Below are 15,523 nucleotides of genomic sequence, written 5' to 3'. Positions count from 1 at the left end.
ATGCCGGGCAGTATCCCGGGAGGCTATTTATGCGCTTACCGGCGTGCCAGGCCGCCTGACTGGATATGTTGAAGGATCCTCTCGACCGCCTCTTCGGCGGTCAGTACAGAGGTATCCAGAGTCAGGCTGGCGGTGCGCCAGGGCTCATACTCACGGGTGATCACCTTTTGCCAGTCCGGCAGGATATGGCCGCGAATATCCGCCGCGCGGTTTTCCACGCGATACCGATGCTGGGTTTGGTCGGTGCAGGTCAATTCTATCTCCAGAAAAGGCACGGCATTCCCGGTCGCGACCTCTCTCCACGCATGGCGGGTAATGGCGATGGGATTCACCGAATCGGCAATCACCACGTTGCCCAGCCTGAGGTTATCCGCGGCAATGGCGTACGCCGCCAGATATCCAGCCGGCCCTATATCGTGCAGGGTGACGGTTTTGGCGCGGATCAGCGCCTGCTCAATCGAATCAATCCGTAACCAGACGGCGCCCAGCCTGGCGGCCAGCAGGCGAGCGATAGTTGATTTCCCGGTACCGGGCAGACCGCCAAAGATCAGTAACATCGATTTCCCGTTACGGCAGCGTCATGTTATTGCCGCTGGCGATGATTATTGGTGATTTTCCAGCTTACCTGACCACGGATCTTTTTCAGCCAGGTATTATTAGTATTCAATACTGGCTGAAACGACATCAGGATGCATCTACAGATAATCGTCACGTCCAGGGCAACGTTCAGTGATAGTGATACCGTCCCGCTGGAAATTTACTTCAGCCTTTTGCCATTATCATCCACCACTTTCTCGCCATCTTCCTTTTCAAACGCGCCCTTTTGCGCGTCAGGAAGGATATCCAGTACCACCTCCGATGGGCGGCACAGGCGCGTTCCCAGCGGCGTCACCACAATCGGGCGATTAATCAGGATCGGATGCTGCAGCATAAAGTCGATTAACTGGTCATCGGTAAATGTATCTTCCGCCAGGCCCAGTTCTTCATATGGCTCAACATTTTTACGCAGCAGCGCCCGTACCGCGATCCCCATATCGGCAATGAGTTTGACCAGCTCATCGCGTGGCGGTGGATTTTCAAGGTAATGAATAACGGTGGGTTCAGTACCGCTATTGCGGATCATCTCCAGCGTATTACGCGACGTGCCGCAGGCCGGGTTGTGATAAATAGTAACGTTGATCATTTTGGTATCTCATGACAAAGTGAAAGAGAGACGTAGCGCCAGCGTGGCCAGCGTTACAAACAGCACAGGCAGAGTCATGACAATCCCGGTGCGGAAATAGTAGCCCCAGGTGATGGTCATATTCTTCTGTGAAAGTACGTGCAGCCAGAGCAGCGTTGCCAGGCTACCGATCGGCGTAATTTTCGGGCCCAGATCGCAGCCAATCACGTTGGCGTAGATCATCGCCTCTTTAATAACGCCGGTTGCGGTGCTTCCATCGATAGAGAGCGCCCCCACCAGCACGGAAGGCATGTTGTTCATGATCGAAGACAGGAAAGCCATCAGGAAGCCAGTACCCAGCGTCGCAGCCCAGAGTCCTTTATCCGCCAGTACGTTCAGCACTCCTGAAAGGTATTCGGTTAGCCCGGCGTTGCGCAAACCATATACCACCAGATACATTCCCAGTGAGAAAATCACGATCTGCCAGGGCGCACCGCGTAACACTTTACCGGTATTGATGGCATGACCTCGTTTTGCCACGGTAAACAGTATTACCGCCCCTACCGCGGCAATCGCGCTGACCGGAATGCCAAGCGGCTCGAGGACGAAAAAACCGACCAGCAGCAGAATCAATACTATCCAGCCGGTGCGGAACGTAGCCGGATCTTTAATTGCGTTTGCCGGTGATTTAAGCAGGGCCAGATCGTAGGACTGCGGGATATCTTTGCGAAAGAACAGGTGCAGCATCACCAGCGTGGCGCCAATGGCGGCAATATCGACCGGCACCATCACCGACGCATATTCGGTGAATCCCAGCCCAAAGAAGTCCGCCGAGACGATATTCACCAGGTTCGACACAATAAGCGGCAGGCTGGCCGTATCGGCGATAAACCCGGCAGCCATCACGAAGGCCAGCGTCGTGCCCTTGCTGAATCCTAGTGCCAGCAGCATGGCAATCACGATTGGCGTCAATATTAATGCCGCGCCATCATTGGCAAACAACGCCGCCACCGCTGCGCCGAGCAGAACGATATACGTAAACAGCAAACGGCCACGACCGTTTCCCCAACGAGATACGTGCAGCGCTGCCCATTCGAAAAAGCCGGACTCATCAAGCAGCAGGCTGATAATAATTACGGCAATAAAGGTCGCCGTCGCGTTCCAGACGATATTCCACACCACCGGGATATCATCGACATGTACGACGCCAACAATCAAAGCCAGTACCGCGCCCAGCGTCGCGCTCCAGCCGATGCCTAACCCCTTCGGCTGCCAGATAACCAGAACAATGGTCAGGACAAAAATAGCACCTGCCAGTAGCATACCCCCCCCTGAAAATCACATTCGAAAAAACATATATGTTACGGCAAATTTTTAAAGGCAGAACGCTTTACCGCTCCCAGAACAGTTTGCTGATGCCAGCTTGCGGGCGATGGTCTGTACGATCTCCTGTTGGCTTAACCAGGCCTGCTCTATTACCTGTGCCGCCCATGCAGGCATATGTGGTGATAAGCGATAGTGCACCCACTTACCCTGCTTGCGATCCAGCAACAATCCGCTTTCCCGCAGCATAGCGAGGTGACGGGAGATCTTGGGCTGCGACTGATCCAACGCCGTGCAGAGATCGCACACGCACAGCTCCCCCATCTCTTTAAGCAGCAGCACAATACCCAGGCGGGTTTCATCGGACAGATTTTTGAAAAGCTGTAAGGATGTTAATGACATCATTCCTCCCGATCGTCGACGGACAGGATACTCCACAGAGATATAAGTTCAACACCACATATGAAAAATCATATGTGTTAGAGTCATGCCGGCGGGTCAGGTCAGTCATGCCTATCGAGCATTCAGTGTTCATGACTGTCTTAAAAATGAACGATAACGCCATTTGGTTCCATCATCATTGATGATTTCATACTGCACCTCCCCCGCTTTCACTGTTTTATTCAGGGTGATTTCCTTTTTCTCTCCTGGCGCTAACATGATGCTATCAATTTTCATATAACCAGACTCGAATGTCGCTATCGTCATATACCATGGCGTTGGATTGCTCATAATGACAACCTGTTGATTGTTATTTTTAATCTGAAACTGCAGTCGCTCTCCATCAGTCTGCTGAGGTCGTGGGACATTAACGGGTCGTACAAAAACTTTCAGGCGTAATCGCAGGGGAAGAATAACGCGCTTCTCATTAGCCGGACCGATCGTATTGGGCGGCACCTGATAAATATTCAGCCAGTAAAGAGATTCCTTATCTTGCGGAAAATTATCCCGAGAGATCAACTGCAGCTTTACATCGCGCAGTTCACCCGGCTGTAATCGAAACACCGGAGGGACGGCAATAATCGGTGTTCTGGCGTTTTCTGGAGACATAAATAGATCCCCCTCATCAAACCAGAGTTGTACAAGGGAGGGCTCCCCCCCTGAATTTATCAGATTCACCGATGAAACCATTTCTCCGGCATTAAATATTACCCGGGTACCTTCTACATTCACAACGGCGAAACCAGGCTGCGCCAGCACGAATAGTACGCAGCATAACCATTTCACCTTGATAATTGTTTTACTGAAAGCTGACAACAACCTGTAACTGCGCATTTACGGACCCCGCGGTAACTGTCTGACCAGTGATTGCACCCAACTCTGCAGTGAAATCTCCTGTATAAATATCGGTGCCGCTTCCCGTCCCAGTTAAGGACAATAAATCTTTAAAACCATACCATCCGTAGCTGTTTCCTGAGCCAAATGATGATTTAGCGGGTAAAAGATTGAGCGCACTTCCACTATTGTTAAGAATTTGAATACCGACCCCTGAGGCTTCCCCTGCACCGTTTCCATAATTGGTATCCAGCAGCCAGGTGAGACCACCACCGGAAGTCACCAGCCCCAGACTTTGCGCTTTACTGACCGCGTTTGCCTGATTCACCATAAAACCCATAGCAACATTTGCCGAAGAACTTGTTGAATTCGATGTACTGGAAACAGCCCCCGATTCACATTCCAGACTGATGGAGAATCCGGCGCGGCTGGTATTTCCCGCATTAAGCTCGCTAACTGAAATAGTTGGCAACAGTACAACCGAAGGGAAATCCTTAACAAGACATGTCGCCCCTCTGACGAACGTCACATAATTCGTCAGACCAAAACCGGCAGGCCAGTACCCATACCATCCCGAGTAGTTACTAGCAGAATCAGCGCCGTTATAAAGTCCAGAGCTTAAGCTCCCCCCCTGAAATGCAACATAACCGGCAGGCTGAGCGCTCCCTGTACTCCACCAGTTATAGGTGTAGAAGTTTGAGCTATTCTGACTCCCGTAAGTTCCGTCAACCTTAAACAGCTCAACAAATACATCAGCGAATGCACTCGCGGGGATATAAGTATAGGTATCATCTGAATACCAGTCGTCAGCGGTAAGCTGACGGGATTTCCAGTACCGTGAATAATATTCCCCTGTCTTCATATTCGTTAATCTGATAGCAACATTTTTTACATACGTAAAATAAGAGCCGTCTACTTCGCTGGCGGCATTTTTACCACTGTAGTTTTCGTCACCATTAGTGGCATAAAACTCATATAATCCCGCATCCACTGCAGTCTGATTGCAGCGAAATAAAATCTGATTTGCCGGGTATGTCTCCTTGTGACCAGACGTCAGAAAGGAGGCTGCTGAACTACCAAGAAGGGTTCCAGACGGCTGAAAACTACTGGAACCACTGATCGTTATAATACCGGGCAACCCAAGACTTGTGACCGTATTAGCATCAGAAGCACCGGTCCACGATGCGGCAGTATAGCCTGCATTCAGCGCAGCAGTGGATAGTTGACTTGTCGACGTTACTTTTGTGCAGGTACCTGCAGAAAAGCTTATCTGGCTCCAGCCGAAAAAAATAACCGGAACTAGCAGGAAAATAAAAATCCGCGGCTTCTCTTTTTTACTTTGGAAGGTCATCATCTCTGTTATTTCCTCTCACAGGGCAGATGAATTTGTGTTACCGGCTGATTATCTGCTTTCGGTAGGCGATATTTGATTTCACAGCGCTGACCATCCTGCTTTCCCCATTTAACAGTCAGTTTTCCTGTATTATCTTCAACGCGGGCATAAATTTGACCGCCCTGACCTACCATTCCTATTTCGTTACCAGCAGAATCAAAAACATCAGCGCCCATCGGAGGCATTTCCCCCTCAAAGCTCGCGGTGATTAAAATGGCTCTACCATGCAGCGTTTCGAAAGACACCATCGGCATGGCTCCTGCGTAAGGAACCACTTTCTTACTGCCTCCCTGCAGCTCAACGTCAGAATTAATGAATCTCGAGTCAAGTCCAACATTGTTATACTGGTAAGGGGTTAGCGACGGATGTATAGCGTAGCCAAAGCGATCTATTGTTGCTCCCTGGCCGTTCTTGACAATTGCCCCACTGGCGCCCGGCGCATGGATGATTGCAAACGTATCGCTTGCATAGGGTCCTACCGTGAGCCCGCCGCGGTGAGCAACCAGCGTGCCAGAATATCCTGCGCCGAACTGCCGATAGTTTTTACCTGCAGAGAGGTTTGCGCGAAAAGCGCCCACGGATGTGTTCTGCTGACCGCTCCCTCCCCAACTGGTGGCATTACCGCTGTTATGGTAATTTTCAGCACCACCATATAGGGAATAAGTAAAATTACTCTGTTCCCCGGCAGAACCATTGATACCTACCTGCGCACTCCGGGTGTCTCTATTTTTATTTAAGCCAAAAGTCAGGTTGGATCGATTTTTGCCAAAATCAAGTGGTACAGAAAAACCCAATGAGATGGTATTTTCTGTATACCTTTGTCGGTTTCCCGTGTCGTAATCGCTATCCCTAAGACTATAAAAGTATCTGCCGTTCGTCATAATGGTCTGCTGACGAGCAATACTCAGGTTATAACTGAGTTGTCCCCAGTTATTACTGTATCCCAATTGCAATTGTTTAATTCTGCCTCTCCCATCATAATAATCGGCAGTACTGCCTGAGAGGTTAAGCATCCCCCATTCATCCATAGGCTGACTGACGGTTGCTGAAAACTTATTTTTTTGCCTTAACGTATCTGACCAGTATTCAGTGCCATTATGATACTGACGCCTGACGCCAAGGACATCCTGTAAATCCCTGAAGCCACTGGTTGAATAGCGATACGCAGCAAGAACAAGATTAGTTCCTGTGTCAAAGGTTCTGCTGTAGCTGGCTTCTGCACGCCAGCCGCTGGTGGTCTGCTCATTTTCAACTCGGGCATGAGAAAAAGTCGTGTTTAATCCGAATGCCCCTGCTCCAGTAGCAATAACGCCTCCCAGCAAAGCGGCCTGATAATCCTCAGCAAGACGAATACCGCTGTTCGCGGTAAGCATGTTCGACATGCCCCGCTGCAGTGTTCCTTCAATAAAACGATTGTTAACGCTGTAATAATTTCTCACCCGTCCTAACGATACAGAATACTCCCAGTTACCTGGTCGTACAGAATCAGGTACAGAAGAGTAGGGGACGGTGAACGTTGAAATATTACCACCAGCCTCAATAACCTCTACATGCAGGTCTCCCTTGCTTTTCGTGTTATAAAGATCATTAATAACAAAGCTCCCCGGCGAAACGGTAGTCTCATACACTACCGTCCCCTGCTGACGGATGACAACCCGAGCTGTTGTCGCTGCAACGCCTCTGACTTCTGGTGCGTATCCCCGCTTTCCCTGAGGCCACATTCGTTTATCGGTAGCCATCTTTACGCCATTAAAAGACAGACTCCCGAACAGGCTGTTGCTGGTGTAGCTATCACCGACAGTGAGTACGCTTTCTAATGCAGGAATAGCACGTTGCCCCCATGTCCTGGCCGCATTATATTTATATTCACTACCGCCAAGGTTACTGTCAGCATATCTTAAATTTCCTGTATGCCTGAGCTGCCACAATCCAAGGTTCGTCCCTGCATTAATATTGCTCCAGAGATAATTATATTTAAAATTTGTTCCTGTATTCTCGGTGCGTGTGAAATTGGTGTTATGGCGCAGAAAAAGCGCCATAACCCCGCTATCCCAGCTTTCGACAGGAATAAAACCACGGGGGTTTTGAAACATATTCGACTGTGGTACAGACAGGTTGAGACGAGACTGTGATAAGTCCACCTCAGCCTGAATAGTCGCCCCGGCGTCAGACACAAGTACACACTGATGACTTTCTGCAGTCACTACAGCATTTATTCTGATGCCCAATTTAGCGATCAGTTCCCGAGTCAGACAAGGTTCTGTTTTTCCATCTTCACGCTCCATTATATTGATGGTCTCGCTTATCGAAATTAGCGTGTTGTTAACATAGACATCGAGAACATATTTCCCGGATTGAACAGGCGTGATTTTTTTATTGAATCGTTCCATATCCTGCCCAAGGGCAGAACCTTTCAGCAATGCCGGGTCGAAGTAATAATCCTGTGCACTGGCGGAAGGAATATATGTAACAACAAACGATATTGTTAATATGATTTTGTTAAACCGCCACCAGATATTACTAATGCAGATATTGTTATAAATTGAATTCCGCATTCAGTCGTGCTCCCTGATCGTTTACCACTGTCACAGTGATTTTTTTACCCTTAACTGAACCTGCTCGAGAAATATTGAAAATATGAGATCCTGAAGGCTCAATCATACCCGACCCAGAAGACAATCTCCGTTGCTTCTCTGTTAATGCAACGCTGCTGACAGTGACATAGAAAGGCGTGTGGTTTTTTATCATCACTGCTGAGGCATTATCTGCAACAGGCGTTACAGATATATTGGGCACCCCCCTGCCTGGACCTGATACCAGAGATGCAGGGCGATAGAAAATTTTAACTCTGTTACGCAGCATGACGAGCATTTTATTTTTTACGTCATTTTTGTTAATATTTGCTGGAGGAACCTGCAAGAAATTAAAATAAAACACAGACTCTCTATCATCTGGAAGATTCAAACCACCCGTGAATGTCACTTTAACAACCTGACCTGCACCCGGCTGAATTCGAAAAACAGGGGGGGAGGCGATAAAGGGAACCCTTACAGAGGCATCCGGTCCACTAGACATCTTCCCGTCATCAAACCACGTCTGTACAACATAGGGGAAATCGCTCTGGTTTTTAAGGTTAACATCAACTGAACGACTGCCCTCATTATATATAATCCGAGTACCCGTCATAATAACGCTGGCATTAAGCTGAAGAGAAAATAACGCTAAAAAAGTAAAACAAAAGAACGAAAAGGATCTATATAGAAATTTCATATTTCTCTCCATTAATAAAGCCAGTACACAGCCTGGCCCGGTAAAAATGGCCGGAAAAAATTCCGGCCATAGTTTTACAGGTAGGTCACGGCATACTGTAATGAAGCGGTAACATCACCCGCTGTTGGCGTACCAGCTGAATAGTACTGAGCGGTATAATTAGCACTTGCCGATGTTTCACCTGCGGTTAACGTCAGGTCAGCATCACCAGTGAAATAGCTGGTAAAATCAATAACCGTTCCCGTAGTGTCGAGGATCTGGATTTCCACATCACCTGCACTACCGGTATTTCCCAGATTGCCAGAGGTAGTCACCTGATTACCTACAAAAACGGTAGAAATTTCCCGATCGGTCGTTTCAACCGCGCAGCCACTGACACCGACTTCAAAATTTGTGGCGCCAGCAGTTGTCGAACTTGCGAAATCGGAAATACTCACCGTCGGTAATAAAACCACCGGTGATACCGCGTTTCCGTTGATGGTCACCGCGCAGGTCTGGTCAGTGACTTCGCCCTGGAAAGTAATAGTGTTATCAGATGCAGCAAAAGCTGAAACAGCGGATGACAAACCGACAAAAACACTCAGGGCTATGATCTTTTTATTCATAAATAAATTCTCCACGTACATTATTAATAGCAACGATATTATAAACGCTATATTTCAGCCTGCCTGGTGATGGCACAGCACTCTGATATTATGCAAACCTCCTTATTTTCATTCCTATCTTACTCTCAATTCTTTGCCTGATATTATAAACAGCCTTGACATCGAGTGACATTTCCGTGGAAATATCAGCCACGCCTTTATGCTTTAGCGTTAAATAGAGAACTTGCCTTTCTTTTTTTGTTAATGCTCTGCCAGACCGACGAAACAAAGGTAATCCAATAAACACTTTCCTGAAGTTAATTAAGGTCGCCCCTAAACCTTCAGAGAGGTAGAGTACCTCTGTTACTCTCTTTTCAGTTTGTTTGTAATAATTGGCCAGCGCTGCCATTTTTACATCTGCCAACAATATTATCTTCATATTCGTACTGGCAAGGTATTCAACCCACTCGTCATTCATAAAGAAATGAATGTTCCGCCAGGAAAAATCCACAAAAATAAAACCTTCAGAAGAGGTGATAATACTTATTGAATTAACCAGAAACCTCACCCCCGCCTCAAAAAAAACATTTACTCCCGGCCAGATACAAACCTTAGGATTAAGACACTGAGAGGCGCTAAACTCTTGTTCAGGAAGGATTTGGCATTTAACACTACAACTCTGACACAGTACATTCCCATGCTTCATACCCCTCCTTGAAATATCCTAATAATCACCAGGAACTTTCCTACATAATATATTCAGATATAAATTTTACAACTTGATTTTTTTGAATTAATAAACTCTAAAAAAGAAGAAAAATCTTAACTCAGGGATGATTAAACCTACCTGATATACACAAAAATTAGGAATCCCCCCCATGCACTTAAGAATATTCTTGCGAAATAATGAATTTTGCGCTGAAGTCAGGCCACAAAAAAGTCAAATTCAGAGCTTTTCACTACCAACAAGTGAAATTCAAATACTTAATAATAAAAAAACCATGATTACATTTCTTTTTAAGGGTTATTTTGTTAAAAAGTAAAATAACGCCCTAAAGGAAATACCATTATCCTTTTAGAAAAGGGTTGATTTAGCATCTCATCAAAAAAACTGACAAAAATTAAAAAAAAATCACCCCACTTTGGGCAAATTGAGTTGTACAGTACTCATTAGTCATTTAAACAAAATTTATGCTATCAATCATGATAGCAGTGCTCTGCTAAAAAAAAATAGCTATGCATATCCTTGCTTAACAAATAAATACTGTATCGCATGGCTGACGTTATTCAGCTATGTAGAAAATAAAACATACTACCGCAGAAGCTTTTCCTTTATTTCTGCATACTCACGTTCAGTGATAATGCCTGAGACCTTAAGCTCATGAGCTTCAATTATTTGTTCAGTAATACTCTTCCTTACACTGGGGTACCCTGAGTAAGAATGTTTATGGTGATGATATCGCTGTCTTTCCGCCATTCCCTTCCCCCTAACCAATAGATAAATAATTGAGCAAATGACAGGGATGAAGAGTAATAAAACGATCCAAACTACTTTAAAAGAAATATGCAAGTCATCATCACGAAAAAGATCCGTCAGAATCTGAAAAATTAACATTAAATAAGCAAAAAAGAACAAAATCGTAAAAAATGACATAACAATATCCGAGAATGTCATTGAATGTAAATTCATTAAAGAAACCCTCCATAAGCAATCGGCATAAAATGGGAAATGAGTTAATTAAAAAACAGCTTAATTAATCCTATCTCCCCCAGACAGCAATATTATTCAAAGAACATACAATGAGAATAATTCTACAATTGAGCGACAGGAGTAATGGTAACCTGCCCCCTTAGTGACGTAATATTAACCTGCTGCCCGACAAAAAAAGGCGTTTCTCCCATCGGTTGAACAATGACAAATTCATTACCATGCACTGGTCGGATGAAAAGCTCCACAGCATTTATTTGAGATCTATTGCGCTGAATCGCTTGCCCGGTCAAAGCACCGGCAACGGCACCGCCTGCCGTAGCGATGCGTCTGCCACTTCCACCACCTATAGCATTACCTGCTACGCCACCTAATACCCCACCTGCTGCCGCACCGGCAATATTATTATCACTGTCATTCTGGATTGTAATATTTCTTACTCTGGTGACGGTACCCTGGGTAACAGCCATGGGCTGCCCCGTCAAAGCCATATTAATATTATCAGCCGAGCCCACAGGATTTCCACTGCAGCTCACTAAAAATAAGGAACCAACAGACACTAAAATTAATTTCAAAAACATAACCTCTCCTGTTATTGACAACGTAATTCATCTTTAATTAACAGGAACCGCCACTGTGGTCGCTCCCTGACATACATAGTTTAATACTTATCACTGCTTTTTATTCAGTAAGCAATTTTGCTATCACATTACTGATATCATCAAATATGGCCATAATAAAAATGGTCATGAATTTGTGGCCACACGGCTATGGTTTGCTATACACGCTGAATGTATTGTTATTTTTAAAACTTCGGCATTAGATTTAATCTATACTGCAACTCTCACTATAATTTATGAGGATGGTATTTCCACATCTACCTGGTACAAGCAAGGATGCTTTTATATTTAATGGTCAATAAAATTTTTTGCATCCAGATAATATCCATCACCTCTTTTATTTTCAATTCTGGCACATTTATAAGGTGCGATTTTTTTTCGCAACCGCCCAATGAGTACTTCTACAGTATTATTGTTTTGATTAAATATATCATCATGCAAATGCTTCATAATTTCATATTTACTGATGAGCTTGCCACTTTTTTTAATAAGCAGTCTCATTATCTCAAACTCATAGTTGGTGAGTTTTATTTTTTCATCTGCAATAAACAATGCTCTACTTCCAATGTTAAGCTCAATCTTACCTGCAGCCATTTTTTTTGTCGGTTCCAGACAAGACCTACGAATAAGTGTTTGTAAGCGAACAATGAGTTCTTCTATCCTGAATGGTTTGACAATATAATCATCAGCGCCTCCATTTAAAGCACGCACTTTATGCTGCAGGTTTTCTTCATTGCTGATTATTAAGATCCTAATATTTTCTCCCATTTTTCGCCAACGCCGAATAGCCTGGACACTTTCGGAATCACGAGGAGTCGTAGTCATTACCATAACATCTGGTTTATTCGATATCATGAACAGCCATGCTTCTTTTAAGCTCGAACAAACATCCACAACAAACCCAGCATTTTCCGTCTGAGATCGTAAGTAATTTTGACTAATGACATTTGGATCTAATATTAAGGCACGCACATCCGAATCCTTATCCTTGTTAGAAAATGTTCCTACTTTGTATAGCCCCAGGCTTTTAATCTATTCCATCGCAAAACATATAACTTATAATTCCATCTGGTACCAACGCTGGTGATCTCATCCAATTGAACATACCTGAACATGGCAACAATTGTTACGCTATTTGTCAGGCAAGGCAATAGAGCAAAAAGTCATACTGAATATACAAATTATTATTCTAAAACCTGTAATAAATTATAAAAACATCATAGACAATCATAACGAATCAGCACATAACTCCAATAATCACATAAAATCTAGTTTTTCACGCTACCAAGATAGCTTTAATTAAGAAAGGATTATACAACTGACTGCCTTTAGCTGGTGTGAAAATAGGTGCATTGGTAAGATTTTTTATAACTCCACGTAAAGCCCACAATTTTTTTGTTCAATTTTCACACGCTTTTACAAAGACAATTCATAAACCTGACAACTGTAAAATCGATTAAAATTATAGATATTTATGCCCTCTACAGGAAAATTTTTTAACCATCCCTCACTGGAAATAGTTATTGCCATTTTTTATTCAGCTCAGAAAAACCAGAAAGAAGGTATTTCACTAGATTTACGATCAAATTTAATCCCTATAATTTTTTACTTGTGCCAGTATTGCCATGTAGATAAAGAAACAACATGCTTTGATATAATTCAGGCAGGGATAGAGTTTGCTTTTTCCTGATAAATATTTTGCATAAACTGTTTATGAATAAATCAGGAGTTAAAAAGGGATACTTCATCAGGGCAGGAAGATGTATGTTACCTATTCGGATATAAACAATACAAACAGAAGAAGGAGAAAGAATTGCCAGTTCGATTGCCACATTGAATAACCACATAAATGGTTAGCGCAGCATTACGTCAAAAAAGAGTGAGGGACAAGAAGATATATTCCTGTTGATAGCTATATTTTCATGCCCAGATTTTTACAGGAGTTAAAAGCAGTTATCGAATAGCTATAAAAGAAAAAATAGTTAACTTGCTTTATCACTGATTACCAGTATTGAATGTCGATTATTAAATCAATACGGCTTACTGTCGCTATCATTGATTAAAAAGAACATACGACAGTATAAAAATTGCATACACCTTTATAAAAACCATGAGCTAACATTATTAATTCACTGGTGAATAAAATAGATCATTTGCGACACATGAAAATAGTACGTTGCAGATCGCTAATACGCCATGTGACTTCATCTATTTTCTGAATTTTATAAAAAAATACAGACTGACTTGAAGTAAGTTTCTCCGTCAATTCTGGCGGAGTTGTATCCTGCTTGTTGGCTGTAAAACGCCCTTTAAATACTTTATGAAAACCATTTTCCGTATTTTTGGTGATAGTCATATCACCTGAACGGTCAACAATATATTCCTTCCCTTCATTCTCGAGAGTACCATATTCATTAACAACCACATGTCCTTTCTCTGTTATATGAAAAACAATTTTAACATTACCTGTGATAACGTTTTTTTCTCCCTGATTGATGTAAAAACTAGACATACAGTTCATTGGCAAATATTTATCTATGGCAAATAACTTATAACCAATAAAGGCAATAACCAGCAACAATATAATATTAACAGCTACGCTAAATATTTTTAATATTGAGATAGTTTTCACATTGATTACCTTTATTCAATTTATTTGCTTTGCAAACAGCTACGTGCGTAGAGTACGTTTTATCTTTTAAAGATGTTTTATTATCATCAAAAAATATCGTTTGGGTCATGCTCTTACAAGTTTCAATGATTTTCTTACCAAGTATAGTATCGAAAAAAACGGATACATTATTAATGTTTGTTAAGCTTTTATCAACATATACATCACATTTCCCTATCGTTTTATATTTATATAATACACTGCTTTTTTCATCATATTTGATGTAAAGACATATGAGGAGTATGCTAAAACATATAAAAATGAAGAAATTAAGCTTTAAGCCAGTGTTACGTAACACCTTGTGTTTTATTTTTTTTGTATTATTTTCTTGAGCTTGGGATATTAACTTAAAATCACAATGCAACCTGAACCCTTGTTTAGGTATCGTTTCAATGATATCTGACAGACCTAATTCTTGTAACGTTTTCCGTAATATAGAGATATTTCTGTTTAGATTGTGGTTAGATGCCACTAAACCATACTTCTCCCAAACTTTCTCAAGAATTTCAATTCTGCTTAACTGCTCGTTATTTTTTTGTAACAATAAAGACAATAGCCTCGCGGCCGATACAGGAAGTATTATCTCTGTATTATCGTTCTCTAAAGCTCGCGACTCTTCATTGTAATGAACCAAATTCTCAAGTAAGTAATTCATTGCACATCGCTCCTGCAATTATATTCTTTTTATTATAATTTGATTAAATAGGTTATGCAATTCGTATGCAATTGGTTACTTTTTGAACTTAAAAGGCGCAAGTTATACTAATTTCAGGAGAAATCATTTATTTCATCTATTTTCGCTAATATATTTGAATTTTTTTGATATTAAGCACGTACATATCGTATGTTTTTTATAATACTTGTGTTTTATCAGTACGTTGTAGTTTATCTCTATTGGCGGACTTCACTTTAACTTGCGTATCACATAATTAGCAGAATAAGTTTATTCTTATAAATGTGTTATGACCTTAACCTTGGTAACTTACTGATTTGCTAATTATTGCCCTCTGCGATCGCCATCCTCGCAGTGAAAACGTCCGCGATTGAAAGCATACTCTGTCTAACTAGACGCTATCGTCCATCTGGTGCCCAGGCTGACCCTGTGACCTCTATGAATATAGTCTACTTTCAAAGAGTTGAATGAGATTCTAGCATAAGCAAATGGTGGTCAAATTCGTAGTAACAGCGACCAGCCAAGAATCGTGCATGAGCACAGATCAATCACCAACGCATCGTGGGTTAATACTCAGATGATGTCCCTATACTAAGTGATAGCGACGTTTGTAGGCACCATTCATACGTTTTGAGAAATTAAGGCTGGCGTCCATAGCGGACTCTATTCAGGAAGTGGAGCGAGTGAGGGGAATCGAACCCCCGTCATTTGGTTGGGAACCAAAAGCTCTACCATTGAGCTACACTCGCCCAGACAGGATCCGATAAAGCAAATTCACCCATTTGGATTCTTGTCAGGGATGTAATCAGTTTTACAACAGACTACTTTAAGACAACCATGCAAT

The 15,523-nt window shown here is 43.0% G+C and carries 14 protein-coding genes, 1 tRNA gene and 1 pseudogene; 1 reads left to right on the top strand and 15 read right to left on the bottom strand.

The window, feature by feature from the left end; translation table 11 throughout:
- Positions 1 to 35: 35 nt before the first annotated feature.
- Positions 36 to 557 carry an AAA family ATPase gene (locus tag EGY08_RS20110; RefSeq protein ID WP_123828840.1) on the bottom strand — a complete coding sequence of 174 codons (522 nt, stop codon included), beginning with the start codon at positions 555 to 557 and terminating at the stop codon, positions 36 to 38.
- 23 nt (positions 558 to 580) lie between these two features.
- Here EGY08_RS20110 and EGY08_RS31110 point away from each other — a divergent pair.
- A pseudogene (locus tag EGY08_RS31110) lies at positions 581 to 664 on the top strand (hypothetical protein); the annotation flags it as partial.
- Positions 665 to 757: 93 nt separating this feature from the next.
- Here EGY08_RS31110 and arsC read toward each other — a convergent pair.
- The 14 genes from arsC to EGY08_RS20035 all read right to left on the bottom strand — a co-directional run bounded on the left by arsC (position 758) and on the right by EGY08_RS20035 (position 15,428).
- Positions 758 to 1,183: a glutaredoxin-dependent arsenate reductase gene (gene arsC / locus EGY08_RS20105; protein WP_123828839.1), complete on the bottom strand. Its 426-nt coding sequence runs from the start codon at positions 1,181 to 1,183 to the stop codon at positions 758 to 760.
- 9 nt (positions 1,184 to 1,192) lie between these two features.
- Positions 1,193 to 2,485 carry an arsenite efflux transporter membrane subunit ArsB gene (gene arsB / locus EGY08_RS20100; protein WP_004124871.1) on the bottom strand — a complete coding sequence of 431 codons (1,293 nt, stop codon included), beginning with the start codon at positions 2,483 to 2,485 and terminating at the stop codon, positions 1,193 to 1,195.
- Positions 2,486 to 2,536: 51 nt separating this feature from the next.
- Positions 2,537 to 2,887 (bottom strand): transcriptional regulator, encoded by a 351-nt coding sequence (locus EGY08_RS20095; protein WP_004124874.1) that lies wholly within the window; start codon positions 2,885 to 2,887, stop codon positions 2,537 to 2,539.
- Between the two features lie 129 nt (positions 2,888 to 3,016).
- Positions 3,017 to 3,760, bottom strand: a complete 744-nt coding sequence (locus tag EGY08_RS20090) for a fimbria/pilus periplasmic chaperone (protein ID WP_049113063.1) — start codon at positions 3,758 to 3,760, stop codon at positions 3,017 to 3,019.
- Positions 3,726 to 5,114 carry a fimbrial usher protein StbD gene (gene stbD / locus EGY08_RS20085; RefSeq protein WP_123828838.1) on the bottom strand — a complete coding sequence of 463 codons (1,389 nt, stop codon included), beginning with the start codon at positions 5,112 to 5,114 and terminating at the stop codon, positions 3,726 to 3,728. The genes EGY08_RS20090 and stbD overlap by 35 nt, the downstream gene beginning before the upstream one ends.
- Before the next feature lie 5 nt (positions 5,115 to 5,119).
- Positions 5,120 to 7,708, bottom strand: coding sequence for a fimbrial outer membrane usher protein (locus EGY08_RS20080; RefSeq protein WP_004124881.1), 2,589 nt, complete (start codon positions 7,706 to 7,708; stop codon positions 5,120 to 5,122).
- Entirely contained in the window at positions 7,689 to 8,423 is a 735-nt protein-coding gene (locus EGY08_RS20075) for a fimbria/pilus periplasmic chaperone (RefSeq protein WP_004124884.1), read from the bottom strand. The genes EGY08_RS20080 and EGY08_RS20075 overlap by 20 nt, the downstream gene beginning before the upstream one ends.
- A 74-nt stretch (positions 8,424 to 8,497) precedes the next feature.
- A complete protein-coding gene (locus EGY08_RS20070) occupies positions 8,498 to 9,028 on the bottom strand; it encodes a fimbrial protein (RefSeq protein WP_004124888.1) in 531 nt (176 codons plus the stop codon).
- A gap of 88 nt (positions 9,029 to 9,116) precedes the next feature.
- A complete protein-coding gene (locus EGY08_RS20065; protein ID WP_004124890.1) occupies positions 9,117 to 9,713 on the bottom strand; it encodes a helix-turn-helix transcriptional regulator in 597 nt (198 codons plus the stop codon).
- Positions 9,714 to 10,819: 1,106 nt separating this feature from the next.
- Positions 10,820 to 11,296, bottom strand: coding sequence for a glycine zipper 2TM domain-containing protein (locus EGY08_RS20055; protein ID WP_049113066.1), 477 nt, complete (start codon positions 11,294 to 11,296; stop codon positions 10,820 to 10,822).
- A 327-nt stretch (positions 11,297 to 11,623) separates the two neighbouring features.
- Positions 11,624 to 12,307: a winged helix-turn-helix domain-containing protein gene (locus EGY08_RS20050; protein WP_032751173.1), complete on the bottom strand. Its 684-nt coding sequence runs from the start codon at positions 12,305 to 12,307 to the stop codon at positions 11,624 to 11,626.
- Positions 12,308 to 13,484: 1,177 nt separating this feature from the next.
- Positions 13,485 to 13,967, bottom strand: a complete 483-nt coding sequence (locus EGY08_RS20045) for a hypothetical protein (RefSeq protein ID WP_112166777.1) — start codon at positions 13,965 to 13,967, stop codon at positions 13,485 to 13,487.
- A complete protein-coding gene (locus tag EGY08_RS20040) occupies positions 13,936 to 14,661 on the bottom strand; it encodes a winged helix-turn-helix domain-containing protein (RefSeq protein WP_004124913.1) in 726 nt (241 codons plus the stop codon). Before EGY08_RS20040 ends, EGY08_RS20045 begins: the two co-directional genes overlap by 32 nt.
- A 693-nt stretch (positions 14,662 to 15,354) precedes the next feature.
- Positions 15,355 to 15,428: transfer RNA gene (locus EGY08_RS20035), tRNA-Gly, on the bottom strand.
- Positions 15,429 to 15,523 lie beyond the last annotated feature (95 nt).

The sequence above is a fragment of the Klebsiella sp. FDAARGOS_511 genome, from assembly GCF_003812845.1.
GTDB classification, from domain to species: Bacteria; Pseudomonadota; Gammaproteobacteria; order Enterobacterales; family Enterobacteriaceae; genus Klebsiella; species Klebsiella grimontii.
The sequence above is the reverse complement of the archived record's forward strand: the minus strand, read 5'-3'. Positions and strand labels throughout refer to the sequence as shown.